Source organism: Zoogloea sp. (genome assembly GCF_023150065.1).
Classification (GTDB): domain Bacteria; phylum Pseudomonadota; class Gammaproteobacteria; order Burkholderiales; family Rhodocyclaceae; genus Zoogloea.
On record NZ_JAKLLN010000015.1, the window covers coordinates 101,210 to 126,587 of the forward strand.

General features: G+C 67.5%; 20 protein-coding genes. 5 read left to right on the forward strand and 15 right to left on the reverse strand.

Annotated elements, in window-relative coordinates:
- Position 1 precedes the first annotated feature (1 nt).
- From L6Q67_RS16395 to L6Q67_RS16410, 4 genes are all read right to left on the reverse strand, one after another.
- Entirely contained in the window at positions 2-931 is a 930-nt protein-coding gene (locus L6Q67_RS16395) for a catechol 2,3-dioxygenase (RefSeq protein WP_296571710.1), read from the reverse strand.
- A gap of 45 nt (positions 932-976) precedes the next feature.
- Entirely contained in the window at positions 977-1,294 is a 318-nt protein-coding gene (locus L6Q67_RS16400) for a 2Fe-2S iron-sulfur cluster-binding protein (RefSeq protein WP_296571713.1), read from the reverse strand.
- A gap of 389 nt (positions 1,295-1,683) precedes the next feature.
- Positions 1,684-2,826 (reverse strand): ABC transporter substrate-binding protein, encoded by a 1,143-nt coding sequence (locus L6Q67_RS16405; RefSeq protein ID WP_296571714.1) that lies wholly within the window; start codon positions 2,824-2,826, stop codon positions 1,684-1,686.
- Positions 2,827-2,888: 62 nt separating this feature from the next.
- Positions 2,889-4,649 (reverse strand): FAD-dependent monooxygenase, encoded by a 1,761-nt coding sequence (locus L6Q67_RS16410; protein WP_296571717.1) that lies wholly within the window; start codon positions 4,647-4,649, stop codon positions 2,889-2,891.
- Positions 4,650-4,871: 222 nt separating this feature from the next.
- On the opposite strand from L6Q67_RS16410, the gene L6Q67_RS16415 reads away from it, so the two are divergent.
- Positions 4,872-5,528 (forward strand): GntR family transcriptional regulator, encoded by a 657-nt coding sequence (locus tag L6Q67_RS16415; RefSeq protein WP_296571720.1) that lies wholly within the window; start codon positions 4,872-4,874, stop codon positions 5,526-5,528.
- Positions 5,529-5,601: 73 nt separating this feature from the next.
- Here the strand turns inward: L6Q67_RS16415 and L6Q67_RS16420 are convergent, their stop codons facing one another.
- On the reverse strand, positions 5,602-6,801 hold the full coding sequence (locus L6Q67_RS16420; RefSeq protein ID WP_296571723.1) for an MFS transporter: 1,200 nt from the start codon (positions 6,799-6,801) through the stop codon (positions 5,602-5,604).
- Positions 6,802-6,934: 133 nt separating this feature from the next.
- On the opposite strand from L6Q67_RS16420, the gene L6Q67_RS16425 reads away from it, so the two are divergent.
- Positions 6,935-7,714: a helix-turn-helix transcriptional regulator gene (locus tag L6Q67_RS16425; protein WP_296571726.1), complete on the forward strand. Its 780-nt coding sequence runs from the start codon at positions 6,935-6,937 to the stop codon at positions 7,712-7,714.
- 84 nt (positions 7,715-7,798) lie between these two features.
- Positions 7,799-10,558: a magnesium-translocating P-type ATPase gene (mgtA, locus tag L6Q67_RS16430; protein ID WP_296571729.1), complete on the forward strand. Its 2,760-nt coding sequence runs from the start codon at positions 7,799-7,801 to the stop codon at positions 10,556-10,558.
- A 24-nt stretch (positions 10,559-10,582) separates the two neighbouring features.
- Here mgtA and L6Q67_RS16435 read toward each other — a convergent pair whose 3' ends face one another.
- The 5 genes from L6Q67_RS16435 to L6Q67_RS16455 form a co-directional block, all read right to left on the reverse strand.
- Positions 10,583-11,236: a trimeric intracellular cation channel family protein gene (locus L6Q67_RS16435; RefSeq protein ID WP_296571732.1), complete on the reverse strand. Its 654-nt coding sequence runs from the start codon at positions 11,234-11,236 to the stop codon at positions 10,583-10,585.
- Between the two features lie 29 nt (positions 11,237-11,265).
- Entirely contained in the window at positions 11,266-12,387 is a 1,122-nt protein-coding gene (gene alr / locus L6Q67_RS16440; RefSeq protein WP_296571735.1) for an alanine racemase, read from the reverse strand.
- A gap of 76 nt (positions 12,388-12,463) precedes the next feature.
- Positions 12,464-13,876 carry an amino acid permease gene (locus L6Q67_RS16445; RefSeq protein ID WP_296571738.1) on the reverse strand — a complete coding sequence of 471 codons (1,413 nt, stop codon included), beginning with the start codon at positions 13,874-13,876 and terminating at the stop codon, positions 12,464-12,466.
- A 58-nt stretch (positions 13,877-13,934) separates the two neighbouring features.
- Positions 13,935-14,309 (reverse strand): RidA family protein, encoded by a 375-nt coding sequence (locus L6Q67_RS16450; protein ID WP_296571741.1) that lies wholly within the window; start codon positions 14,307-14,309, stop codon positions 13,935-13,937.
- A gap of 74 nt (positions 14,310-14,383) precedes the next feature.
- On the reverse strand, positions 14,384-15,637 hold the full coding sequence (locus tag L6Q67_RS16455) for a D-amino acid dehydrogenase (protein ID WP_296571744.1): 1,254 nt from the start codon (positions 15,635-15,637) through the stop codon (positions 14,384-14,386).
- A gap of 229 nt (positions 15,638-15,866) precedes the next feature.
- On the opposite strand from L6Q67_RS16455, the gene L6Q67_RS16460 reads away from it, so the two are divergent.
- A complete protein-coding gene (locus tag L6Q67_RS16460; RefSeq protein WP_296571747.1) occupies positions 15,867-17,414 on the forward strand; it encodes a sigma-54-dependent transcriptional regulator in 1,548 nt (515 codons plus the stop codon).
- An 18-nt stretch (positions 17,415-17,432) separates the two neighbouring features.
- Here L6Q67_RS16460 and L6Q67_RS16465 read toward each other — a convergent pair whose 3' ends face one another.
- The 4 genes from L6Q67_RS16465 to L6Q67_RS16480 form a co-directional block, all read right to left on the reverse strand.
- Positions 17,433-18,785, reverse strand: a complete 1,353-nt coding sequence (locus tag L6Q67_RS16465; protein WP_296571749.1) for a DUF1329 domain-containing protein — start codon at positions 18,783-18,785, stop codon at positions 17,433-17,435.
- Positions 18,786-18,818: 33 nt separating this feature from the next.
- Complete coding sequence (locus L6Q67_RS16470) at positions 18,819-20,462, reverse strand: DUF1302 domain-containing protein (protein WP_296571752.1); 1,644 nt, start codon at positions 20,460-20,462, stop codon at positions 18,819-18,821.
- A gap of 12 nt (positions 20,463-20,474) precedes the next feature.
- Positions 20,475-21,572 carry an aromatic ring-hydroxylating dioxygenase subunit alpha gene (locus L6Q67_RS16475; RefSeq protein ID WP_296571755.1) on the reverse strand — a complete coding sequence of 366 codons (1,098 nt, stop codon included), beginning with the start codon at positions 21,570-21,572 and terminating at the stop codon, positions 20,475-20,477.
- A 71-nt stretch (positions 21,573-21,643) separates the two neighbouring features.
- Positions 21,644-22,615, reverse strand: a complete 972-nt coding sequence (locus L6Q67_RS16480) for a PDR/VanB family oxidoreductase (protein ID WP_296571758.1) — start codon at positions 22,613-22,615, stop codon at positions 21,644-21,646.
- A 225-nt stretch (positions 22,616-22,840) separates the two neighbouring features.
- On the opposite strand from L6Q67_RS16480, the gene L6Q67_RS16485 reads away from it, so the two are divergent.
- Positions 22,841-24,553, forward strand: coding sequence for a sigma-54-dependent Fis family transcriptional regulator (locus L6Q67_RS16485; protein WP_296571761.1), 1,713 nt, complete (start codon positions 22,841-22,843; stop codon positions 24,551-24,553).
- Positions 24,554-24,817: 264 nt separating this feature from the next.
- On the opposite strand, the gene L6Q67_RS16490 is transcribed toward L6Q67_RS16485, so the two are convergent.
- Positions 24,818-25,378, reverse strand: a 561-nt coding sequence (locus L6Q67_RS16490) for a tyrosine-type recombinase/integrase (protein WP_296571764.1), incomplete at its 5' end; no start/stop codon positions are given.

The window sequence follows — 25,378 nt, forward strand, 5'->3', positions numbered from 1 at the left end:
CTCAGCTCACCACGGTAAGGAAGGTTTCGTGGAGCTTGCGCTGGGGGTAGTCCAGGCCCTGGCCGAAGTTGTCGAAGGTCCAGGTCATGGTCTCGTAGTCGGGGTAAGGCAGATGGCCGCCGAAGAAGGTCTCGAAGCGGTTGCCGGACGGGTCCCAGGCGTAGATGGTGCAGCCGCGGGTCACACCGTGGCGGGTCGGGCCGATGTCCACCGCCACCTGGTTCATGGACATGATGTCGCCGGCGCGCAGCACCTGGTCCCAGCTCTCCATCAGGAAGGAGCAGTGGTGCAGCTTGCCCGGCTCGGGATACTCGGCGAAGGCGATGTCGTGCACCTTCTGGCCACAGGACAGCCAGATGGCGGCGTTGGCATTGCCATCGGGGGTGAGCACCCGCTCCACCAGGTAGAAGCCCAGCACCTCGGTGAAAATCTTGTGCACCTGGGCCACGTTGGGGCCGTAGAGCAGCGCGTGGTCGAGGCGGATCGGGGCGATACCGTTGTCCCGGGCCTTGCTCCAGGGGGCCGGGTTGACCAGCGGAATGCCGTTGCCCACCTTGTCCTTCTCGGCATAGAGCTCCATCACATGGCCGGACGGCAGGGTGAAGCGCACCCGCTCGCCGGTGGCCAGCATCTCCCCGGCTGGGATGCGTTCGGTGGCAAGGCCATAGGCCTGCAAGTCGGACTCCAGCTTGTCGAGGGTCGCCGTGTCGAGCACCCGGAAACCGAAGAAATCCAGCCCGGCCCGGTCGGACTCGCGGATCACGTAGCTGTTGTGGTCACGCTCGTCCCAGCACTTGAAATACACGCGCCCCTGGGCGTCGCGGCCGGTCTCCACCAGGCCCAGCACGTCCCGGTAGAAGCGCACCGCTTCGTTCAGATCCAGCACGCGCACCTGGGCGTGGCCCGGGCGCAGAACACCTGTCAATGCCATGTTTCGTCTCCTCTTTCGTTCTTGATGGAATGTCCCGCCCCGGGCTCAGCGGCCAGCCGCCGACCCGCAGACGTTCTTGTGCAACTTGCCGATCACCTTCAGGGACAGGTCGCTGGCCGGATACACCCGACAGGCCAGCAGACGGCCGTGGGCCCGGTCGTCATCGCTGACGTGATCGCGGCTCATCACCCGGGTCTCGAAATCCCCGGCCAGCACCTCGACCTTGCACACCCCGCAGCCACCACCCCGGCAGCCCACCGGAATCCCGCGCTTGCCCATCCGGGCCATGGCGGTCAGCAGCGACTCCTCGCTGGAGCACGCATAGCGTTCGCCGGTATCTTCGATGCTTACGGTGTGTGGCATGGCGGTCTCTCTCCCCGAGCTGTACGTTTTGGTTCAGGCGGGCTTCGAATCAATGATTCTGATGAGCCCACAAGAATGACTAATGCAGCCCTCGTGCCATGTTGGGCAAGGGCTTGTCGCAAAAGGGAAAAGAGGAAAAACCGGCAGATTGGCCGCAGCCCCCGGCCTGACGGATTCGTCCGCCGGGCCCGTCAGGGTGACAAAAACGTAAAGCTGCAGTGCAGCACGGCACACCGGCAGAGAGGAGGAAGCGGGGCCGTGAACGAATCACCGGGCCCGCGACAGACTGCTTGCTGTCGGGGCCCGGCTTGAGGGGTCCATTGCTCGGGGCGTGCACGCGCGGAGCGTGCATGCCCGGGGGTGCGCTCAGGGGCGCACGGGCAGCTCGTTTATTTCACGAGTTTCCACTTGCCCGCCGCCACCTCGATCAGCACGGCGGACTTGGGATCGTAGCCCCCGTGGTCTTCTGCGCTCATGGTGTAGGTGCCGTTGGCACCGACGACCTTGGTGGTCTTCTCCAGCGCATTGCGCACCGCCTCGCGGAACTCGGGGGTGCCCGGCTTGGCAGTCTTCAGGGCAGTGGTGAGGGCGCCCTCGAGGATCAGCCAGCCATCCCACGAGGCACCGGCAAAGCTGGAACGGGCCTCGGCGCCGTACTTGGCCTCGAGGGCCTTGTCGAAGGCCAGCCCGGCCTGCTTGTTGGGGTGAGTGTCGGGCAGCTGCTCGGCCACCAGCACCGGCGCCACGGCCAGGCGGGCGCCCTCCACGGCCTTGCCGCCAACCCGCAGGAACTCCTTGTTGGCCACCGCATGCGAGTGATAGATCGGGCCGGCGTAGCCGCGGTCGCGCAGGGCGGTGTGGGGCATCACCGCCGGGGTGCCGGAGCCGCCGACGAACACCGCCTCGGGCTTCGCCGCCACCAGCTTCAGGGCCTGGGCGGTAACGCTGTTGTCGGTGCGCCCGAAGCGCTCGGTGGCGACGATGCGGATGCCGGCGGCCTCAGCCGTCCTGGTCAGGCCCTTGAGCAGCAACTCGCCCCACGAGTCGGCAAAGCCGATGAAGGCCACCGTCTTCACGCCGCGCTCCTTCATGTCGGCCACCACCCGACCCACCATCACGTCGGCCAGGGGCTCCACGCGGAAAGCCCATTTGTGCTTCTCCGGGGGCACCACGATGGGCGCCTGGGACAGCAGGGGCACCTTCTTTTCGTTGGCTACGTCGGCAATGGCCAGGCCGGAGGTGATCAGGTTGGGCCCGAAGAACACGTCCACGTTGTCCTCACCCGCCAGCTTGCGGGCGTTCTTGACCGCGTTGGTGGGGTCGGTGGCGTCGTCGAGGACGATGTAATTGACCTTCTCCTTGCCGATCATCTTCGGCATCAGCTCGATGGATTTCCGGGTTTCCAGGCCCAGCGAGGCGGCCGGCCCGGTCAGGGAAAAGATGACGCCGACGTTGATGTCGGCCCAGGCCTGACTGGCGGCCAGGGCCAGGGCAGCAGCCAGGACGGGCTTGCGGAAGTGGCGCATGTTCATGGTGTCTCCTCTGTTCTTGTGGTGGTTGGGGTGTTGCGTGAAAAAGGGGCTGGCGCTTGATGCTAGGCCAGGGGCCAGTCGAGCACGGCGCCGAGCGCCGTCACCAGCAGCCGGCGGGCCTCGGCCGCGTCGGCCACCGACCCGGTGTGGCGCCAGGCCACATAGCCGTCGGGGCGCACCAGCAGGGCGCCGGCCTCAGGGATCTCGCGGATGCGCTGCCAGCTGCAGTAGGCATCGGCCGCCCCCGGCTGGCCGATGACCACTGCGCGCAGCCAGGGCTGATCCAGCCCGCGGACGGCCTCGGCCCAGGCCCCACCGGCCAGGCCGGTGACCACCGAGAAGCCGCCCTTGCCGGTCACGTCCAGGGTCGATACGCGGATGCCGCGCCGGTCCACCAGCCAGGCGTGGGGGATCTTGGCCCCCGGGCGGGTAGTGGGCTGGAGGTAGAGCTGCGGGTCGCGCCGCCACACCTCCTCGCCGGCGGCGGGGTCGGGCAGCACGGCCCGGGACACGTAGCGCTGGTTCATCTCCACGCCCTGGGCGTTGAACTCCGTGTTTTTCAGCGTCAGCGCCGCATCCACGGCCTGCCGTGCCGCCACGCCTTCGGGCCCCGGGTCCTTGAAACGGGCGATGCCCGCCGCCACCGGATTGTCAGCCCCTTCGACGCGGAAGGCGGCCTTGAGGGGCGCGTAGTCGAGGCGCGACTGGTTGGCCCGGGTCACGATCTGCCGGCCCACCGGCGCCCGCTCGGCACTGTAGCTGTCGAGCAGGCCGGGGCCGGCGTAGCCCTTGATGACGTAGGCGAGCTTCCAGGCCAGGTTGAAGGCGTCCTGCACGCAGGTGTTGAGGCCCAGGCCGCTGGACGGGGGGTGACGGTGCACCGCGTCTCCGCCACAGAACACGCGCCCCCGGCCGTACTCGGTGGCATAGGCCTGGTTCACGTACCACACCGAGGTGCGCTCGATCTCCACCTCCAGCGCCGGGTCGCCCACCAGGGTGCGGATACGGTCGAGCAGCAGCGCGGGATCGAGATCGGGCTCGCCTTTCGAGATGTCGAAACCCCAGCCGGCAATCCAGCCGTCCCAGGGGCGCACAGCCCGCAGCAGGCCCATCCCGATCTCGCCGAAGCTGGCGCTCGGCGTGACGATCCAGTGCAGGATGCTCGGGCGGTGCGCCACATAGCGGCTCAGGTCGGCCTTGAAGATCACATACACCGTGCCTGCCCGAGCCAGATGGCCCTCGATGTTCAGGCCCAGCTCATCCACCACCTTCGACTTGGCCCCGTCGGCACCGATCAGGTAGCGCGCCCGCAGGGTGTATTCGCGCCCGCTGAGGCGGTCCCGGAGGTGGGCGGTGACGCCCTCCCCATCCTGCCGGTGGGACAGATATTCGGTGTTGAAGGAGAAGTGCGCGCCACGCTCGGCCGCATTCTTGAAGATCACTGGCTCGATCAGCGGCTGGGGAATGTCCTGCAGTCCGCAGGGACTCCCCTGGAGGTAATCGCCCTTGCGCTCGTCGCCGGTGCCCCAGGTGCGCAGGCGCACCAGCTCCTCGCCGGCCAGGCTGGTGGTGAACAGGGTGTCCCCCATCTGCTCCCAGGGCGTGGCGTACTTGATGGCCTCGTCCTCGATGCCCAGGTCGCGCAGCACTTCCATGGTGCGCTGGTTGGTGATGTGGGCCCGCGGGGTGTCGGCCAGCCAATTGGTGCGTGACACGAGATGGACGCGCACGCCCTGGCTGGCCAGGGCCAGGGCGGCCGTGCCGCCAGTGGGGCCGGAGCCGATGATCAGAACGTCGGTATCGAAATCGGTGTTGTTTTCCACGCTGGGTGTCTCCTCGCTGCGGGTGGCGGGCGTGCGGGTCTTGATGCTGTGCAGCCTTGATGGAAGCACACTCTACAGCGCTTGCATGCTAGCATGCAAGTTAAAGATGCAGCGCTCTGCCAACACGCGCGGCCGTCCCCTCTCCCCCGCCAGTCCTCCCCGGCGAGGGTGATACCATCCGCCCGCAGTCCAACCTCAGCCCCCCCCCGGAAACCCCGTCCCATGGCCAAGAAGAACTACATCTACCAGGAGATCCTCGAACGGCTGTTCGCCTGCCAGTACCGCTTTGGCGACCGCATCCTGGTCAAGGAGATCGGTGAAGAGATGGGCGTCAGCCGGCACCCCATCATGACCGCGCTGTATCGCCTGCAGGAGCGGGGCTTCGTCACCATCACCGCCCAGGTCGGCTGCGAGGTGGTCACCCCGACGGCCGAGGCGATCCAGGATTTCTACCGCATGTTCGCACTCACCGAAGGCCTGATCGCCGAGCTTGCCGCCAGCCGGGCCAGCGCCGCCGACATCAGCCGCCTGCGCCTCATCAACGACCAGATCCACGCCCTCGACGCCAGCCGGAGCGCCAACGCCGACGAATACCGGCGGCTCAACGTGGACTTCCACACCCAGCTCCACGCCATGGCAAAGTCACCCCTGCTGTGCAGCCGGCAGCTGGCCAACTTCGAACTGTCGGATTTTTTCATCGTGCAGACCTGCGGCTTCCAGGCCCACCTGGGGCTGGTGGCGGACGAACACCACAGCGTCATCGACGCCATCGTCGCCCGGCAGCCGGAAGCCGCCAACCGGGCCGCCCGGGAGCACATCGAGAGCGTCTCCCGCAGCGTCGCCACCGCCCTCGCCAAGCCCGCCCAGAGCGGCGACTGAGGGCCGATCAGGCCCCGCTGCAGGACCACCGTAGGGGCGACTTCAGTCGCTCCCACATAGAGGTGTCGCCGGCCTACGCCCGCTCCACGCTCATCGCCGTACCGATGGCCGCCGCCTGCAGCAGGGCGATGCCGACCAGCACGGTGGTAAAGCTCCCCGCGTCCATGAGCCCACCGAACACCAGCGGCGCCAGGGCCAGGCCGGTGTCGAGGCCCGAATAGACAAAGCCATACACCCGCCCGAAGGCGGCCTGACCGAAGCGGGCGGTGGCCGCACGGCGCACCAGCAGATCACGGGAGGGGCCGGCCAGCCCGGTCAGAAAGCCGATGCCCGCCATCAGGGCCACCACCGCAGCAGACGGTATCCAGCCGCTGGCCAGCAACAGCACGGCCACCGCCGCCGCCCCCAGGGCGCTGGCGATGATGCGGTCCTGGCGGGCCGAGCGGGCCAGAAAGCCGCCCACCAGGATGCCGGCCGCGCCACCGAGCAGGTAGGTGGACAAGGTGGCCGCCGAGGCCGCCACCGACATGTCGTAGAGCCCCTTCATCAGCGGCGCACCGAAGTTCTGGAAGGCCCCGAAGGCCATGGTGAGCAGGAAGAAGAAGGTGAAGCACATCCACACCGGGCCCACCTTGAGGATATCCAGGGTGCTCACCGGCTGCCCCGTCGCGGCGGTGGGGCGGCTCTCGTCCACCAGGTGATGGCGGCCGAAGATGATCAGGGCCAGCGCCGGCACCGCCAGCAGCCCCGCCGCCAGCGCCGCGACCCGCCAGCCGGAATGGGCGGCGATGCCGGTCATGAACACCGGCGCCAGCGCCCAGCCCAGGTTGCCCGACAGGCCATGCACCGAGAAGGCATGGCCCAGCCGCGGCGCCGACACGTTGCGGTTGAGGATGGTGAAATCACAGGGATGGAAGACGCTGTTGCCCAGCCCCGCCAGGGCCGCCACCACCAGCAGGGTGGCAAAGGAACCCGCCTGGGACAGCAAGGCGCCGGCGGCGACAAAGCAACTGATGCCCGCAGCCAGCACCCGCACCGGCCCGAAGCGGTCCACCGCCAGCCCCGACAGGGCCTGGCCCACACCGGAGACCAGGAAGAAGACCGTCATGGTGCTGCCGATGCCCACGAAATCCAGGCCGAACTCGGGCATCAGCCACGGAAAGAGCGGCGGCAGCAGCAGATGGAAGAAGTGTGACACCCCGTGGGCAAAGCCCACCAGGGCGATCACGTAAGCGTCCTGCCGAGGGGGGGCAAGGCTGGCTTGGGCGGTCATGTTGAAGCTCTCCGTGGCAGCATCGTCGGCCCGGCCTGCCGCGTTGTTGTATTGAACCGGCCGGAAAACAGTCTGATACTAGCGCGGCTCCGGATGGCTGTATTTCGACAAACCGACAGAGATTTGCTTAAACATGCCGCAGAAGGCGCCCCCCCGATCCTTCGACCCCCTGCCCCGCCGGGCGCCCTCCATCGACGAGCCGGTGACCGTCAACGTCCGCAGCCTGCCCCCGGACGTGATCGTGCCGCCCCACCGTCACCCCTGGGCCCAGCTGGCCTACCCGGTCCGCGGCGCCATCCGCATCTGCGCGGCCGGCATGGCCTGGATCGTGCCGCCCAACCGGGCGGTGTGGATCCCGCCGGAGATAGATCATGACGTAGCCGTGCTGGGCGCCGTCGAACTGCGCACCCTCTACGTCGCCTCCGCCGCCGCCCCGCTGCCCCTGGATGCCTGCACTGTGGTGGACGTGTCGCCCCTGCTGCGCAGCCTGGGCGAAGCCATTGCCGAGGGCCGCGGCGATGCCCGCCACCATCTGATGATGCAGCTCGCCCTGGAGGAGATGCGCATCGCCCGACCCCTCTCCCTGGGCCTGCCCCTGCCCGACGACCGGCGCCTCAAGGCCCTCTGCGACGCGCTCATGGCCGACCCGGCCGACAACCGCGGGCTGGCCGAATGGGCCGAACAGGTGGGCGCCAGCGAGCGCACGCTGGCACGTCTGTTCAAGTCCGAGCTCGACACCAGCTTCGGTGCCTGGCGCCAGCAGCTACGCCTGGCCAAGGCGGTGGACGAGATCTCCCGCGGGGTGCCCATGGCGCAGGTTGCCGCCGCCGTGGGCTACGCCAGCCAGGCCGCCTTTTCGGCCATGTTTGCCCGGGCCCTGGGTGTGCCGCCCAGCCGCTTCGGCAGCGAATGAAGCCCGCCCGGGGCCGCAAGCACAGGGAGACGGAAGCGGACACGTGATCGGCATAAACTCTTGGCTCACCACCGGCTTGCCCCCATGAAACTCTCGCCACTCCACGCCCACTTCGTCGCCCACCTGCACAGGCGGCGCACGGCGCGGCTGTTCCTGCGCCACTTCAGCTTCGAGGCCTTCCGTCACGCCCCGGTGAGCAAGGGGGTACCGGTGGATCTGGCCCACACCCTGACCGCCGCCGCCGGCGAGGCGCCCGACGCCCTCCTGGCACGCCTGCACAGCCATCCGGACGGCCTCGATGCCCGCCAGGCGGCACGCATCCGCCAACATAGTGGAGCCAACCTGGTCCAGCACGAGCAGCCGATGCCCGCGTGGCTGCACCTTTGGCACTGCTACATCGATCCCTTCAACCTGCTGCTGTCGGCGCTCGCCGCCATGTCCTGGTACTCCGGTGACGTCAAGGCGACAACGGTGATCGGCTGCATGGTGGTGCTGTCGACGCTGATCCGTTTCGTGCAGGAACGACGCTCCAGCCACGCTGCGGACGCCCTCAAGGCCATGGTTGGCAGCCGGGCCACGGTGCTGCGCCGGGAAACCGCCGGCGAGGCCGACGACCCGGCCACCCGCCACGTGGTGGTAGACGGGCGCAACGTGCGCTGCGTGGAGGTGCCCCTGGCCGAGCTGGTGCCGGGCGACATCGTGGTGCTGTCGGCGGGCGACATGATCCCCGCCGACCTGCGCCTGCTCAAGGCCCGCGACCTGTACGTCGGCCAGGGGGCGATGACCGGCGAATCCCTGCCGGTGGAGAAGTTCGCTGCCCTGCGCGGGCCAGCCCCCGCCAGCCCCCTCGACCTGGACAGCATCGCCTTCATGGGCACCAATGTGCTCAGCGGCTCGGCCACCGGGGTGGTGATCGCCACCGGCGCCCGCAGCTACTTCGGCACCCTCGCCGCCCGGGTGACGGCGGTCGACCGGGCTCCCACCGCTTTTCAGGCCGGCGTCAACAAGGTCAGCTGGCTGCTGATCCGCTTCATGGCGGTGATGACCCCTCTGGTCTTCCTGATCAACGGCTTCACCAAGGGCGACTGGGTGGACGCCTTCCTTTTCGCCATGTCGGTGGCCATCGGCCTGACCCCGGAGATGCTGCCGATGGTGGTCACCTCGACCCTGGCCAAGGGCGCGGTGCTGCTGTCGCGGCGCAAGGTGATCGTCAAGCGCCTGGACGCCATCCAGAACTTCGGCGCCATGGACGTGCTGTGCACCGACAAGACCGGCACCCTGACCCAGGACCACATCGTGCTGCAGCGCCATGTGGACATCGACGGCCGGGACTCGCTGGACGTCCTCAAATATGCGTGGCTCAACAGCCACTACCAGACCGGGCTGAAGAACCTCCTCGACGTGGCGGTACTGGCCCGCGGCGACGAGCTGCAGCCCCTGGACCTGCCCGCCAGCTTTCTCAAGGTGGATGAGATCCCCTTCGACTTCCAGCGCCGGCGCATGTCGGTGGTCGTCGCCGACCGCCGCGAAGGCCACCTGCTGATCTGCAAGGGCGCCATCGAGGAGATCCTCGCCGCCTGCACCAGCGTGCGCCGGGGCGAGGTGGTGGCCCCCCTGGACGGCGAAGCACTGGCACACATCCGCCAGCTCACCGACGCCATGAACGGCGACGGCCTGCGCGTGGTCGGCGTGGCCACCCGGGCCCTGCCGGCAAACCAGAGCAGCTACGGCGTTGCCGACGAGGCCGGCCTGACCCTCGCCGGCTACATCGCCTTCCTCGACCCGCCCAAGGACAGCGCCGCCCCGGCCCTGCTCGCCCTGCGCGACAAGGGCGTGACGGTGAAGGTGCTGACCGGTGACAACGGGCTGGTCACCGCCCGGGTATGCCACGAAGTGGGGCTGGCCGTTGCCGGCCTGCTGCAGGGCGCCGAGGTGAGCGCCATGGACGACGCGGCCCTGGGAAAGGCCGTGGAAACCACCACCGTCTTCGCCAAGCTCTCCCCCCTCGACAAGGAAAGGGTGGTGCGGGCCCTGCGCGGCAACGGGCACGTGGTCGGCTTCATGGGCGACGGCATCAACGACGCCCCGGCCCTGCACGCCGCCGACATCGGCATTTCGGTGGATACCGCGGTGGACATCGCCAAGGAGGCGGCCGACATCATCCTGCTGGAAAAGAGCCTGCTGGTGCTCGCCGACGGCGTGCGTGAGGGCCGCAAGACCTTTGCCAACATGCTCAAGTACATCCGCATGACCGCCAGCTCCAACTTCGGCAACGTCTTCTCCGTGCTGGTGGCCAGCGTCTTCCTGCCCTTCCTGCCCATGCTGCCGATGCACCTGCTGCTGCAGAACCTGCTCTACGACATCTCCCAGACCGGCATTCCCTTCGACAACGTGGACGAGGAGTTCCTGAATCGACCCCAGCACTGGAACGCCGACGGACTGGGGCGCTTCATGATGTGCTTCGGGCCGGTGAGCTCGATCTTCGACCTGGCCACCTTCGCGCTGATGTGGTTCGTCTTCCACGCCACCACCCCCGCCGCCCAGACCCTGTTCCAGTCCGGCTGGTTCATCGAGGGGCTGCTGTCCCAGACGCTGGTGGTGCACCTTATCCGCACCCGCAAGCTGCCCTTCGTGGACAGCCGTGCCTCCCTGCCCCTCACCGCCATGACCGCGGCTGTCGTGCTCACCGGAGTCACCATCGTGATGGGCCCGTTGGCCGCCTATTTCAAGCTGCAGGCCCTGCCACTCGCTTACTTTGGCTGGCTGGCTGCCATCCTGCTGGCCTACATGGGGCTCACCCAGGGCATGAAAAACTGGTACGGGCGGCGCTTCGGCTGGCAGTGAGGCCGGCCCACACCGCTCCGCACCTCAGTCACCGCGCCAGGTGGGCAGGCGCCAGTCCAGGATAAGGGCCAGGCCGCGCAGGCTGAAGGTGATCCCCGCCCCCAACACCAGCCCGACCCAGTCCGGCCAGCCGAGGCTGCTGGCGAGCACCACGCACCAGCCACCGATGAAGGCGCACACCGCATAGGGGCGGTGATCACTGAAGGCGCTGGGGATCTCGTTGCAGACGATGTCCCGCAGCACGCCACCGAAGACGGCGGTGATCATGCCCATCAGTACCGCCACGATGGGCGGCATGGCCGCCGCCAGGGCGATCTGGGTGCCACCGGCGGTGAACAGCCCGAGGCCGATGGCGTCGGGCCACTGGATGGCCCGCTCGGTGGGCTCGAAGTGGCGCCCACGCATGAAGTACATGGACAGCAGGCTCAAGCCGAGCAAGACCCACAGCCACGACGAATGGGACACCCAGAAGAAGGGCCGCCGGTCGAGGAGGATGTCGCGCAGGGTGCCGCCGCCAAAGGCCGCCAGGCCAACCACCACGCACACGCCGACGATGTCGAGACGCTTGCGCGCCGACTCGAGCAGGCCGGACAGGGCGAAGGCCAGGATGGCCGCGGCTTCGATCAGCAGCTGCGCGGTGGACAGGGATAGCGTGGGGAGGGTGGAGACTTCCGGCATGGCAATGGGCACAGGTAACGAGGCCGCGATTATCCCTCACCGCCCCCGATGTAACGCCGCGCATAGCGCTGCCCCAGGCTGGTCAGGATCTCGTAGCCGATGGTGCCGGCGCGGGCGGCAATGGCGTCCACGCCGTTGAGCGGGTCGGCCAGATCGAGCAGGTCGCCTTCGCCAATCCGCCCCTCCGGCAGATCGGTGATATCCACGATGAGGGTATCCATGGAGATGTTGCCGACCAGGGGCAGGCTGATGCCATCGCAGCGGGCGACGCCCGCATTGCTCAGACTGCGCAGGTAGCCGTCGGCATAACCGACCGCCACGGTGGCGATGCGAGACGGGCGTGCCGCCGTCCAGGTGTGGGAGTAGCCGACCGCCGTTCCGGCGGCGATGCGGCGGGTCTGCAGCACCTTGCCCTGCAGGCGGATGACCGGCCGCAAGGGGTTGGGCTGCCCGGCCACGGGGGCCACCCCGTAGAGGGCGGCACCGGGGCGGACCAGGTCGAAGTGATAGGCGTCGCCCAGGAAGATCCCCGACGAATTGGCCAGGCTGCCACGCACCCCCGGCAGACGCGCCCGGGCAGCCTGAAAGCGCTCGAGCTGCAGCCCATTGACCGCGCAGTCCTGCGCCTCGGCACTCACCAGATGGCTCATCAGGAACTTCAGGGCGATACCCTGCAGGCCGTCCGGGCTGGCCGTCAGGTGTTCGAACTCGTCGAACGCCAGGCCCAGACGGGCCATTCCGGTATCCACCTGCAGGATGGCCGGCAACATGGCATCCAGATCCCGGGCGAGACCCTGCCAGGCCTGCACCTGGGGCAGGCTGTTGAGGACCGGGACGAGCCGGTGGCGCACGCACTCGCGCTCATCACCGGGGTGGGGGCCGTGCAGGACATGGATGGCGGCATCGGCGGGCAGAACGGGACGCAGGGCGATGCCCTCGTTCACGTGGGCGACGAAGAAGTCGCGACAGCCGGCACGATACAGGGCCGGGGCCACACGGTCGGCGCCCAGGCCATAGGCGTCGGCCTTCACCACGGCGGCACAGTCTGCGCCCGCAGCCAGCCGGGCACGGAGGCTGCGCCAGTTGTCGCACAGGGCGTCGAGATCGATGCTGAGCAGGGCGCCCGCCTTGATGGGGGGGATATCGGTCATGCCAGGGTCCTTGAGGAGAGGCGTTGTTGGAGGGCCGGCCCGTGGTGCAGGCCGGCGGGCCTTGAGCTTGAGGGGGTTACGCAGCGCGACGCCGCACGCCGTGCTGGGCGGGCGTGCTCAGGCGGTAGCCGATTCCGAGCAGGGCGAACCACACCGGGGCCACATAAAGGGCGATCCGCGTACTGGGGTCGAGGGCCAGGAGCGCGCCGACGGCAACCATGAAGGCGACCACGACCCAGTTCATGTAGGGGGCACCCGGCATGCGGAAGCTCACCGCCCTGGCCTGCCCGGCAGCCACGGCCTTGCGGTAGCCGAGGTGGGCGATGACGATGATCGACCAGGTCCACAAGGCGCCGATGAGGGAAATGCTGGTGACCCAGATGAAGACCTCCTCGGGCACGACGTAGTTGAGCACCACGCCGATGCTCATCAGGGCCGCCGAGAAGGTGATGGCATTGGCCGGCAGGTGGTGCCGGTTGACCTTGCCGAAGGCCTGGGGGGCCTGGCGGAACTGGGCCAGGGTGTAGAGCATGCGGCCGGTGCTGAAGATGCCGCTGTTGCAGGACGAGGCCGCCGCGGTGATCACCACGAAGTTGATCAGCCCCGCCGCGCCGGGGATGCCGATGCGCTCGAAGACGAACACGAAGGGGCTGACGCCGGGCTTGAGCTCGCTCCACGGCACGAGGGCCATCATCACCACGAGGGCGCCCAGATAGAAGGCCAGGATGCGCCAGATGATGCTGTTGGTGGCGCTCGGCAGGACCTTCTCCGGGTTCTGCGCCTCGCCGGCGGTGACGCCGATCAGTTCGACCCCCTGGTAGGCGAACATGACGATCTGCAGTGTCATCACCACACCCAGGATGCCAAAGGGCATGAAGCCCTGGTGGCGCCACAGGTTGGAGAAGCTGGCGGTGGCCCCGAGTGGCGTCAGGTCGAAGAAGATGATGGCCAGGCCGATCAGGATCATTGCCACGATGGTGACGACCTTGATCAGCGCGAACCAGAACTCCAGCTCGCCGAACAGCGCCACCGAGATGCGGTTCACCGAGTACAGCACGGCGAGTGTCACCAGCGCCGGTATCCACTGGGGTATGTCGGGAAACCAGTAGTGGACATACACGGCCACCGCCGTGATCTCGGCCATACCGATGGTCACCCAGGTGAACCAGTAGGACCAGCCGGTGGCGAAGCCGGCGAAGGGGCCGATGAATTCCTCCGCGTAGGTGGCGAAGGAGCCTGCCACCGGGCGGTAGAGCAGGAGCTCACCGAGCGCGCGCATGATGAAGAAAATGATCAGGCCACCCAGGGCGTAGCTCAGCAGCAGCCCCGGCCCGGCGACGGCGATGGCCCGTCCCGCGCCCAGGAACAGGCCAACGCCGATTGCACCTCCCAGGGCAATCATCTGGATGTGCCTGTCCTTCAGGCCACGGTGGAGATCCCTTGCCTCGTGACGGCCTTCTTCGGCAAGCAGTGTGTTGACATCGGTCATGACAGATTCCTTTCAGTCCGGCCCAGCCGGGTCAGAGGGTGAGGTCGAGTGCCCTCACTCAACCCAGGCGGGCAATGACTTCGATCTCGACCTGGACGTCACGGGGCAGGCGCGCCACTTCAACCGTCGAGCGGGCCGGCTTGTGGTCGCCGAAGCGCCGCTCATACACGGCGTTGAGGCGTGCGAAGTCATTCAGGTCCTTGACGAAGACCGTGCATTTGACGACCTGGCCGAGGGAGGCACCAGCGGCGGCCAGCACGGCGCTCAGGTTGTCGAACACCTGTTCGGTCTGGGCTTCGATATCCCCTGCGAGCAGTTCGCCGCTGGCGGTGAGGGGGATCTGCCCGGACGTGAACAGCCAGCCGTCGACGGCGATGGCCTGGGCGTAAGGCCCGATGGCGGGGGGGGCGTCGGACGTGGTGATGACTTGCATGGGTGTGTCTCCTTCGTTATGGATTGGTGTGGGGTGCTGCGAGATTGAGGGAAAAGGGGAGATCTCCGATGGCCTCAGGCGTAGCGGGCGACGCTGAGGTCGTCCACCGGAATCTCGGGCCGGCGGCCACTGAGCATGTCCGCCACCACGCGGCCGGTGCCGGCGGCCATGGTCCAGCCCAGGGTGCCGTGTCCGGTGCTGAGGGTCAGGTTGTCGTAGCGGGTCTTGCCGATGATGGGCGTGCCGTCCGGCGTCATGGGGCGCAGGCCGGTCCAGAATTCGGCCCGGGAAATGTCACCACCGCGGGGGAAGAGGTCGGACACCACGAACTCCAGGGTCTTGCGTCGTCCGGATTCGAGGCTCAGATCGAAGCCGGATAGCTGAGCCGTGCCGCCTACCCGGATACGGTCGCCGAGACGGGTGACGGCCACCTTGTGCGCCTCGTCCATGATGGTGGACTCCGGCGCCATGGCCGCATCGGTGATGGGCACGGTGATCGAAAAGCCTTTCACCGGATATACGGGGATGTCGATGCCCAGCGGCTTCAGCAGCGCGGTGGAGTAGCTGCCGAGGGCCAGCACGTACTGGTCGGCGCTCAGGGTGCCGGCGTCGCTGCGGATGCCGGTGATGCGCGTTCCGTCATGGTCGATGCCGGTGATGCTGACCCCGAAGCGGAAGCGCACGCCCAGGGCTTCGGCCATGGCGGCCAGCCTGCGGGTGAACAGGTGGCAATCGCCGGTCTCGTCCCCGGGCAGGCGCAGGGCCCCGACAAACTTGTGCTTGACCAGGGCCAGGGCCGGCTCGTAGGCCAGATAGCCGTCCCGGTCGAGTACCTGGAAGGGCACGCCGGACTGCCGCAGGATCTCCACATCCTTGCCGATGCCATCGAGCTGCTTCTGGGTGCGGAAGAGCTGCAAGGTGCCCTGGGTGCGCTCGTCGTAGGCTATGCCAGTGTCGGCGCGCAGCTGCTTGAGGCAGTCGCGGCTGTATTCGGCGACGCGCACCATGCGGCTCTTGTTGACCTGGTAGGCGGACTCCGTGCAGTTGCGCAGCATGGCCATGCCCCAGCGCCACATGGAGGGGTCGAGCATGGGCTTGATGACCAGCGGGCTGTGGTGCATCAGCATCCACTTGATGGCCTTGAGCGGCACGCCGGGGCCGGCCCAGGGGGCGGAATAGCCGGGCGAGACTTCACCCGCATTGGCAAAGCTGGTTTCCAGCGCCGGGCCGGCCTGGCGGTCCACCACCGTGACCTGGTGTCCGGCCTTGGCCAGGTAGTAGGCGATGCTGGTACCGATGACGCCACTGCCGAGGACGAGGACATGCATGGGATTCTCCTTGGGAAACGGATTGGTCATTTGAATGAATGACACTTAGCGATTCCCGTGCCAACAAGAAAATCACATACAAAACAACAACTTGAAAAACCGAAGTGCTCAATCGGCGGGCACTCCGTAACGATATCGTTACAAAACCACCCGAAAACGTCCACTTTTTGAAAAATTCTCCTTATTTCTCAATTAACTGGACAACACGTATCATTATCGTTACATCGTATTGAATTCACTACACACCGCCATGCGCATCGACGTGTTCTTCTCCGACCGGGTCGGGATCGCCCAGGAGGTGCTGGCCGAGCTGGCCCGGCGCCGGCTCAACGTAACGGCGGTCGAGGTGGATCCGCCCCACATCTTCATCGAGGCACCGGCGGTCGATCAGGCCAGCCTCGACGAGTTGCGCGAGCAGTTGATGGAGGTCGCCGGGGTGCGCACGGTGGAGCCGGTGGGCATGCTGCCCGGGGCCCAGCGGCGCCTGTACCTCGACGCCCTGCTCGCCTCGCAGCCCGACCCGGTGTTTGCCGTCGATGAGTCGGGCTGCGTGGTGGTGGCCAACGGTGCGGCCGTTGCCGCCTGCGGTATGGACGAAGGGCACCTGATCGGCACCTCCATGCAGGCCCTGATCGGCAACCCGGCGCTGCTGCGGGAACTGGAGGACGGGGGCTATCACCTGCCGGTATGCGAGGTGGCCATCAATGGCGAGCCCTACCTGCTGGAGACCATGCCCCTGCATGAAGCCGGCGGCCGGGTCGCCGGTGCGGTGATGACCCTGCACGCCCCCAGCCGCATCGGAGAGCGCATGAGCGCCCTGCAGAACTATGACGCCGGCGGCTTCGACGCCATCCTCGGCACCTCACCGGCAATCGAACAGCTCAAGCAACGCGCGGCCCGCATGGCCATGGTGGATGCGCCGCTGCTGATCACCGGCGAGACCGGCACCGGCAAGGAGCTGCTGGCCCACGCCTGTCATGCGGGCAGCAGCCGGCGCAGCCAGCCCTTCTTCGCCCTCAACTGCGCCGCCCTGCCCGAGAACCTGGCCGAAAGCGAGCTCTTCGGCTACGCCGCCGGCGCCTTCACCGGCGCCCTGCGCGGGGGCAAGCCGGGGCTGCTCGAGCTGGCCGATGGCGGCACGGTGTTTCTTGACGAGATCGGGGAGATGTCACCCTACCTGCAGGCCAAGCTGCTGCGCTTTCTCAATGACGGCAGCTTCCGGCGGGTCGGTGGCGACCGGGAGGTACGCATGAACGTGCGCATCATCAGCGCCACCCACCGGGCACTCGAAGACATGGTCAGCAGCGGGCACTTCCGCCAGGATCTGCTCTTCCGCCTCAATGTGCTCAACCTGCAGGTTCCGCCCCTGCGCGAGCGCCCGGGCGACATCCTGCCCCTGGCCCAGTCCTTCCTCAGCCGGGCCTGCGCCCAGGCCTCCCGCCCACCCATGCGCCTGTCCCAGGCGGCCTGCGCGGCCATGCTGAGCAATCCGTGGGTGGGCAATGTGCGGCAGTTGCAGAACGTCATCTTCCGGGCGGTGACGATGACCGAGCGCAACATCATCCAGGTGGAAGACCTGGAGCTCGCCCAGGTCGCCACTCCGGCAGCGGGCGATGACAGCGAGGTGGGCTCCCTGGACGAGGCCATTGCCGAGTTCGAGAAGAACCTGCTGCAACGCCTGTACCGGGAGCACCCGTCGAGCCGCCGGCTGGCCCGGCGGCTCGGCACCTCCCACACCGCCATCGCCAACCGGCTGCGGCGCTACGGCATCGCCTAGCAAGCCCTGCGGTGGCGCCTACCGGTCCGCGTCGGCGGCGGCGGCGTCGCCGGTGAAGAAGGACTCGTTCTTGCGCGGCACCACCCGGTAGGGTTCATCCTGGAACAGGCCCTGAACCGTGCTCATGGTGCCGGCCTGCAGGTTGTGGATGGTGACCGGCTTGGCCAGCACCGCCGGCACGGCGGGCACGAAGAAGTTGGGCACCATGGACGTGCGCCACAGCTTGCCTTCCGAGTCGTAGCCATCCACCAGAGACACCAGCCAGGTGTCCTCGTCGAAGTAGTAGCGGCGCTTGGGCACGGCGTGGCGCTTGCCCGACACCACCGTGGCCTCCACCTCCCACACCCGGTGCAGCTCCCAGCGCAGCTTGGCGGCGTTGAGGTGGAACTTGTCGTAGGCCTCGGCCTCCTTCGCCGTCACCAGCTCGTTGTTGTTGTATGGGACGTACATCTCGCGCTTGCCCACCAGCTTCCACTCGAAGCGGTCGGGGTGGCCCATGAAGCCCATCACCTCATCGAAGTAGTTGGCCCCCGAAGACACGAAGTCGGGCGTGTCGTAGGCCACCGTGGGGGCGCGGCGCACCCGGCGCTGGCCGACCAGATACTGCCAGGCTTGGCGCGGCGCCTTGGCGTTGATGCTGTCCCGCAGGACCAGGGACTCCCCGGCCTTGAACGGGGGCGCGGTGGTGTTGAAGCGCTGGATGAAGTATTCGCCGCTCCAGCCCTTGGCCGAGCCCTCCTTGTAGTAGTAGGGATGCTGGAAGAAGTTATCGGTGCGGGTGGCCAGGGTGCGGGCGCCGTTGGAGGTGCCGACGATGTTCTTCGACCCGAACTCCACCGACTCGGGCTCGATGCGCAGGATGTAGTTCCAGATCACCTCGACGCCGGCCTTGGGGATGGGAAAGGGCACGCCGCCGAAACAGCCCTCCACCGACAGCCCGCCCTCCACCGTCTTGCAGGCGGTGGCATTGCGGGCGGTGGCGTCGTACACATGCTGGGGGGCCACCGCGCTGCGGTGGGTGGGGTACACATTGACGCGGAAGGACTCGGGGTACTTCTTGATCAGCGCCTGGGTGCCTTCGGAGAGCTTGTCGGCGTACTGGGCCAGGTTGGCGGCGGTGATCTGCAGGGTGGGCTTTTCACCGGGGAAGACGCTCACCGGAACGTCCCCCACCTTGGTGCCGGCCACCTTGGCGCCGCCCCCGCTCCAGGCGGGGATGCTGCCGTCCTTGTTGCCGGCACGCTCGCCCCCCAGGGGCGTGAGGGTGGTCTTGAGCTGGGCGGCCTCGTCGGCCGACACGGCGGCCAGGGCGGGCTGGAGCTGGGCGATGGCGCCGATCAGGGCCAGGCGGACAAATGTGGTGTTCTTCATGTCGGGGTTCCTCTTTTTTTCTGGGGCGCAGGATCAGAAGCTGCGCTGGATGGACAGGGAGACGAAGTCCCGGTCGCCATGGAAGTTCTGGAAGGAATTGAGCCCGGTGGGCGTAGCCACGGAGCCCGCCGTGCCGATGTAGTGGGTGTAGTTGAGGCCCGCATGCCAGGCCTTCTGATACACGGCCTTGGCGCCCACGCTGATGCTGCCGCCCTGCTCCGCCGGAAAGAGCACGCCATTGACCGACGAGCGCCCGAACAGGCCGTAGCTCACCCCGATGGGCAGCTGCAGATCGGTCTCGGGCAGCACCTGGAAGTACTCGGGCGTAAACACGAACTGCACGGCGCCGGCATCACGGGTGGCGTTGGGGTCCAGCGCCTCGGGGTTGTCGGTGACGCGCAGGCGGCGGTTGAAGGCAAACTCGCCGACAAACGACGCCCCGTCCCACAGGGCGTTGGCGCCCAGCACGCTGATGGCCGACAGGTTGAGGTGCAGGGTGTCGCCCTTGGGGAAGCGGGCGTTGCTGCCGCCATCGGCCGCGGGGTCGTTGATGGGGAACACAAAGCTGCCCGCCGCCAGCAGGGGCTGGTTGGTACGGAAGGACATCTCCCCCGCCACGTTGGTGTCGCCCACCAGGGTGCTGAAGCTGCCGCCCACGGTGCGGATGTTGCGGCCAAACACCATCACGTAGTCCTGGGGCACCACGCCGCCGGGGCCAGCGTTGAAGCGGGCGTAGAACTGGGGCAGCTTCTCGTGGAAGGTGGCGGCATACAGGCCGTACTCGCTGTCGCCGGACTTGAAGCGTACCTGCATGCCGCCCTGCCCCGAGTTGCCGGGCTCGATGTCCTTGCCACGGGGAGCCGGGCCGTAGGGCGTGTACAGCAGCTCGCCGCCATCATCCACAAAGTCGGCAAAACTGAAGTAGCTGCCCGCAGCCGGCAGGCGCGACTTGCGCCATTCGGGCTGGAGGTAGGCGCCCACGATCACGTCAGGGGTGATCTGCAGCTGGGCCGACACCTGCCCCACCGGCCGCGCCACCTCCTTGAACTGGGAGTTGGGCACCGACAGGGCGCGGGCCAGGTCCAGGGGCGTCTGGGCGCCGGCGATGCCGTTGTTGCCGAAGAACAGGCTCTCGCCGTAGAGCTGGGTGAAGCGCCCGGCCTTGAGGTTGAGGTTCATGTCGCCCACCGACTGGCGGGTATACACAAAGGCGTCGAGCACCTCGGCGTTGCGGCCGTGGGTGATGCGGGTGTGCTTGTTGAAGCGGTCGTAGGGGCCGGTCTGGTTGAGGCCGGGGGCATCGTCGGCGCTGCGGTCGTTGCCGTGCTGGTAAACATCGTCGTACCAGCCCGCCGCGCTCACCCGAAAGCCGCTGTCGCGCTTGTAGCGCACCCCCAGCTCGGTGAGGATGTCGAGGCGGTTGGAGATGAGCCCGCGGCTGAAGTTGCGGTCGCCGTCGTTGGTATTGACCTGGGGCGTGAGGCCCGCCAGGCCCTCGGGCGCCACGCTATTGCTCACCCCGCGCACCCGCCAGGCGGTGCTGTACTTGACGGTGGTGTCCCACGAGATCGCCAGGTCGGGCGAGTCGGTATCCAGGGTGAAGGACTGGGCCGGGCCGGACAGGGCCATGCCGGCACAGGCCAGGGACACGACGCGGCAGAGGAGTCGCTTGTGCATGCCGGGCCTCCTTCAGACACGCTCGACGGCGCGGGTGTCCGCGGCGTCGGGTTGGCTGCGCCGCACTTCCTCGGCGATCACGCTGCGCAGGATGCGCCGCGCCCGCACTGCCCCCACGTCGCTGCTCAGCAGCACCGGGTTGAGGCTCAGCAGGTCGGCGTTGCCGATGTTGGCGTACTGGGCATCCACGTAGGGGCCGTCCTCGTCCACAAAGGCATCGTGCATGCCCTTGATCTTGGCGGCGTTGTAGTCGGCGTCCTCCACCAGGTGGTTGCGGCGGGTGGCGAAGAAGTAGTGGGTGGTGCCGTCAGTCTCGGGGGTGGTGGTGTGCAGGTCGTACTGGCCCAAGCAGTCGGCCAGGTCCAGCTCGGCCTGGTCGTTCTGGGTGGCGCCGATCTGCAGCTGCACGGTGGTGGGGGCCATGAACTTCACCTCCACAAAATGCCGCGCCTCGGCCATGGGCTCGGGCAGAAACTGGTTGAGGATGAAGATGGGCGGCGTCTGCTTCCACTCCCAGCGGGTGGCCACGCTGCTGTCGGTCTCCTTCACCTGGGGCACCTGGGGGGTGAGCTGGCCGCGGGTCGAGATGATCTCGCCGTGCAGGTGGTCCACGTGGCTCAGGTCCATCACGTTGTCGGTGATCAGCTCGTAGTAGGTGTTGCGGTGCATGTAGGTGAAGCCCACGCCGTTGGGGTGGCCCTCGGTGAGGGGGCTGAAGTCGGGCAGCTTCGATTCATCGGCCGGGGCGTCGCCCATCCAGATCCACACAAAGCCGAAGCGCTCGAGCAGCGCAAAGGTGCGCACCCGGGCCGCCCGGGGGATGTGGCCGTTGCCGTGGGGGTTGTGGTTGCACACCCCGCTGCAGTCGAACTTGAGGCCGTGGTACTTGCACACCACCTCGTCGCCGTGGCGCACGCCCATGCTGAGGGGCACGAAACGGTGGGGGCAGCGGTCCTGCATGGCCACGGGGGTGCCATCCTGCTTGCGGTAGATGAGCACCGGGGTGTTAAGCAGCTTGCGGGCAAACAGGCCCTCGGCGCTCACCTCGGTGGACAGCGCGGCGACATACCACGCATCCCTGAGGTAAGTAACGCTCTTCCTTGTCTCCATTTTTTCTTCTCCAGGTGGGATTGCCGGGCAGGCCCCCGGCGGGCACTACGTGACGGCGGCTGCCGCCACGCTTACAAGTCGATGGTCAGGCTGGGGCTGAGGGCGCGGGAGCAGCAGGGCGTGAAGCAGCGATTTGCCTCCCGCTCGGCCGGGCTGAGAAACACGTCCCGGTGATCGGGCAGGCCGTCGAGCACCGGCAGCACGCAGGCGCCGCACACGCCCTGCTCGCAGGAGAGGCTGATGTCCACGCCCGCCGCCAGCAGCGCCTCGGCCGCGGTCTGCTCGGCCGCCACCGGCACGCGCAGGCCGCGCCGGGCCAGGAGCAGCTCGAAGCTGCCGTTCCCGCCCGGTGGCGCGACCGCTGCCGGGGCCGCAAAGTGCTCGAAATGCACCCGGCCCTCATCCCAGCCTGCCTGCCGGGCGGCGCTGCACACGTGGCTGATGAAACCCGCCGGGCCGCACACGTACAGGTGGGCGTCGGCCCCGGCCCGGCGCAGCACGGCCTCGGCGTCCAGCCGGCCGGCCTCGGGGGCGCTGTCGTGGTAGAGCCGCAGCTGCGGGGCATAGGCCGACCGGGCCAGCGTGTCCCGGTAGGCGGCCCGTTCGGGGCTGCGGCTGCAGTAGTGCAGCTCAAAATCCCGCCCGGCGGCATGCAGGGCCTCGGCCATGGCCAGGATGGGGGTGATGCCGATACCCCCGGCAAACAGCACCGGGCGGCCCGTGGGCAGCAGGGGAAAGAGGTTGCGGGGCGGGCTGATCATCAGCGTGTCGCCCGGCCGGATGTCCCGGTGGGCGCAGGCCGAACCGCCCCGTCCATCGCGGTCGTGGAGCACGGCGATCTCGTAGAGCCGCAGCGCCGGGCCGGTCTGGCACAGGGAATACTGGCGCAGCATGCCGTTGGGCAGGGCCACGTCGATGTGCGCCCCCGCTGTGCAGGCCGGCAGCGGCCCGCCATCGACCGGCGCCAGAACGAAACTCAGGACATCAAGGGCAGCGTGGCGCACTTCGCAGACGCGAACGGCCAGCATGGGTTGAGTGCTCAACACAAGCGGGGTCTCCTTTGGGATGAAAGTGCCCGGGCCACTTCGGGCCCTTGATCACCACTTCGCAATCCCCATGCCAGCGCCAGCAATCACTTCAATTTATTGATTTATAAATATTTCTGTTTTTAATGAATCGACGGATAGAATTTGGATTGCTGAAACCAGCAAACACATAAGTGCTGATTTCAAGCAACTGGATAAAAACAGACACCGGAGACCCACCCCATGCCCGCCCCCGTCGACCGCCATCTGCAGTCCGTTCCTGGAGACATCGACGACCGGGAGATCTCCAAATACGTCCAGTTCGACCCCGACAGCGGGCAGATCACCCTGCTCGACCAGCGCATGCTGCTGATCCACGGCTTCACCCTGGCGGCCCTGCGGCGGGAGCTGATCGAACGCCTGGGGGTGGAGGCAACCCGGGAGCTGTTCACCCGCCTGGGCTACCAGCAGGGCATGGAAGACGCCCGCCGCCTGCACAAATCGGTGGGCGGCGACCTGAAGCAGACCTTTGCCTACGGCCCGCGCCTGCGCGAGATGGAAGGCTTTGTGCGCAACCAGGCCGTGGATCGCATCCGCTTCAACCAGGAAACCGGCGACTTCTGGAGCGACTACTACTGGGAATCCTCCTGGGAAGCCGACATCCACCGCACCCAGTTCGGCATCAGCGGCTCGCCCGCCTGCTGGATGATGGTGGGCTACGCCAGCGGCTTTACCACCGCGCTGATGGGCCGGCCCATCCTGTGGCGCGAGGTGGAATGCGTGGCCATGGGCCATGCCCGCTGCCGGGTGGTGGGCCAGCCCCTGGAAGAATGCGACGACGCCGAGGCCCACCTGAGCTTTCTGCAGGTCGAGGATTTCATCGCCACCCCCAAGCGCCGCGCCACCCAGCCCGCCCGGGCCCCGCGCCCCGAGGAAGCCGCCCGCCAGCTGCCCGACCTGATCGGCGCCTCCAGCAGCTTCAACGCGGTGGCCTACCTCATCAAGCGCGTCGCCCCCACCGACGCCACCGTGCTGCTCACCGGCGAGAGCGGCGTGGGCAAGGAGCGCTTCTCCAAGGCCCTGCACGCCCTCGGCCCCCGCGCTGAACGCCCCTTCATCTCCATCAACTGCGCCGCCATCCCCCACGAACTGGTGGAGGCCGAACTGTTTGGCGTGGAGAAAGGCGCTTTCACCGGTGCCACCGTATCCCGCCCCGGGCGCTTCGAACGGGCCAGCGGCGGCACCCTCTTCCTCGACGAGATCAGCAGCCTGCCCCTGCACGCCCAGGGCAAGCTGCTGCGCGTGCTGCAGGAAGGCGAGCTGGAGCGGGTGGGCGACACCCAGGTCCGCCCCATCGACGTGCGCATCATCGCCGCCACCAACCGCGACCTGCGCAGCGAAGTGGAAGCCGGCCGCTTCCGGGAAGACCTGTTCTTCCGGCTCAACGTTTTCCCGGTCAAGATCCCCCCGCTGCGCGAACGCCGCGAAGACATCCCCCTACTGGTGGACACCTTCGTCAAGCGCTACGCCACCCGCTTCGGCAAGACCATCGCCGGCCTCACCCGCAACGCCAGCGAAAAGCTGTGGGCCTACGCCTGGCCCGGCAACATCCGCGAGCTGGAGAACATCATCGAAAGAGCGGTGATCCTGGCCGAGAACGACGGCAGCATCGACGTGGAGCACCTGTTCTCGGGTGGCGAGGAAGTCCCCCTGACCCTGCCCTCCCCCACCCCCGCAGACGCCCGTGCGGAAGCACCGTTGCGCCCAGGCGCAGAAATCCCCATCCAGCACGCCATCGACCGGCTGCTGGATGCGCAGCTGTCCCTGGAGGAAGCAGAGGGAATGATGATCGCCACCGCGTTAAGGCGGACGGAGGGTAACCTGTCGGCGGCGGCGCGGCTGCTGAAGCTGGGGCGGGGGCAGCTGCAGTATCGGGTGGGGAAGCGGGCGGGGTGAGAAGTAGGCACTTTTCCTGACCCTATCACCGCACACTGGTCCGCATCAGGCATGGGGATGGGCGCGGCTATTGCGGGGAAGGGATCGACTGAGTGAGCTGGCACGTCAGAGCCATCGCTGGGGACGGAGGTCGGGTTGTCGGCCTTATGGAAAGCTTTACATAAGGCCGATTATGCAAAGCCAGCGATTATGGAAAGTGGCAGATCGGAATGCCCGTCAAACACTGAAGGGCAGCGGCAGGCAAGCATTCCGACCTTTACATAATCACAGCGTCTTCAGGAAGTCGATCAGCGAGTCGGGCGCCCGGTAGCGCTGGATCTTGGCGTCTGGTTCATGGAGCCTGGCCAGCGCGCGCTCCTTCATGGCCAAGTCCGCTTCAACGTAGTGATGGGTGGTCACCGGGCTCTCGTGTCCGAGCCAAAGCGCAATCACGCTGATGTCGACGCCGGCCTGTAGAAGGTGCATCGCCGTCGTATGCCGAATGGTGTGCGGCGAGATGTGCCGTTTCGTCAGATCAGGGAAGGTGCTGCTGGCCGAATGCACGGCTCGCGCCAATCTCAGAGCCACATTGGCTCGCGTCATTGCCTGGCCATTGCGGCTGGGGAACAAGGGGGATGCTGCCTCGAGCTGCGGATTCCGCCGCAGCCAGACCCGCACGGCCCTGACGGTTGAGCGCCACAGAGGAACGCTGCGTTGCTTGCGGCCTTTGCCATGCAGATGAACGCAGGCTGCGCCCGCATCGAGCACGACATCGCCGACCTTGATGCCGGTGACCTCCGACACCCGTGCCCCGGTGTTGTAGAGCAGCAGGAACAGTACATGGTC

Coding starts and splice junctions, on each gene's coding strand:
- alr (WP_296571735.1), bottom strand. CDS start 12,387: ATGACCGATATCCCCCCCATCAAGGCGGGCGCCCTGCTCAGCATCGAT.
- L6Q67_RS16435 (WP_296571732.1), bottom strand. CDS start 11,236: ATGCCGGAAGTCTCCACCCTCCCCACGCTATCCCTGTCCACCGCGCAG.
- L6Q67_RS16455 (WP_296571744.1), bottom strand. CDS start 15,637: ATGCATGTCCTCGTCCTCGGCAGTGGCGTCATCGGTACCAGCATCGCC.
- L6Q67_RS16475 (WP_296571755.1), bottom strand. CDS start 21,572: ATGGAGACAAGGAAGAGCGTTACTTACCTCAGGGATGCGTGGTATGTC.
- L6Q67_RS16445 (WP_296571738.1), bottom strand. CDS start 13,876: ATGACCGATGTCAACACACTGCTTGCCGAAGAAGGCCGTCACGAGGCA.
- mgtA (WP_296571729.1), top strand. CDS start 7,799: ATGAAACTCTCGCCACTCCACGCCCACTTCGTCGCCCACCTGCACAGG.
- L6Q67_RS16470 (WP_296571752.1), bottom strand. CDS start 20,462: ATGCACAAGCGACTCCTCTGCCGCGTCGTGTCCCTGGCCTGTGCCGGC.
- L6Q67_RS16405 (WP_296571714.1), bottom strand. CDS start 2,826: ATGAACATGCGCCACTTCCGCAAGCCCGTCCTGGCTGCTGCCCTGGCC.
- L6Q67_RS16450 (WP_296571741.1), bottom strand. CDS start 14,309: ATGCAAGTCATCACCACGTCCGACGCCCCCCCCGCCATCGGGCCTTAC.
- L6Q67_RS16415 (WP_296571720.1), top strand. CDS start 4,872: ATGGCCAAGAAGAACTACATCTACCAGGAGATCCTCGAACGGCTGTTC.
- L6Q67_RS16400 (WP_296571713.1), bottom strand. CDS start 1,294: ATGCCACACACCGTAAGCATCGAAGATACCGGCGAACGCTATGCGTGC.
- L6Q67_RS16420 (WP_296571723.1), bottom strand. CDS start 6,801: ATGACCGCCCAAGCCAGCCTTGCCCCCCCTCGGCAGGACGCTTACGTG.
- L6Q67_RS16465 (WP_296571749.1), bottom strand. CDS start 18,785: ATGAAGAACACCACATTTGTCCGCCTGGCCCTGATCGGCGCCATCGCC.
- L6Q67_RS16395 (WP_296571710.1), bottom strand. CDS start 931: ATGGCATTGACAGGTGTTCTGCGCCCGGGCCACGCCCAGGTGCGCGTG.
- L6Q67_RS16485 (WP_296571761.1), top strand. CDS start 22,841: ATGCCCGCCCCCGTCGACCGCCATCTGCAGTCCGTTCCTGGAGACATC.
- L6Q67_RS16425 (WP_296571726.1), top strand. CDS start 6,935: ATGCCGCAGAAGGCGCCCCCCCGATCCTTCGACCCCCTGCCCCGCCGG.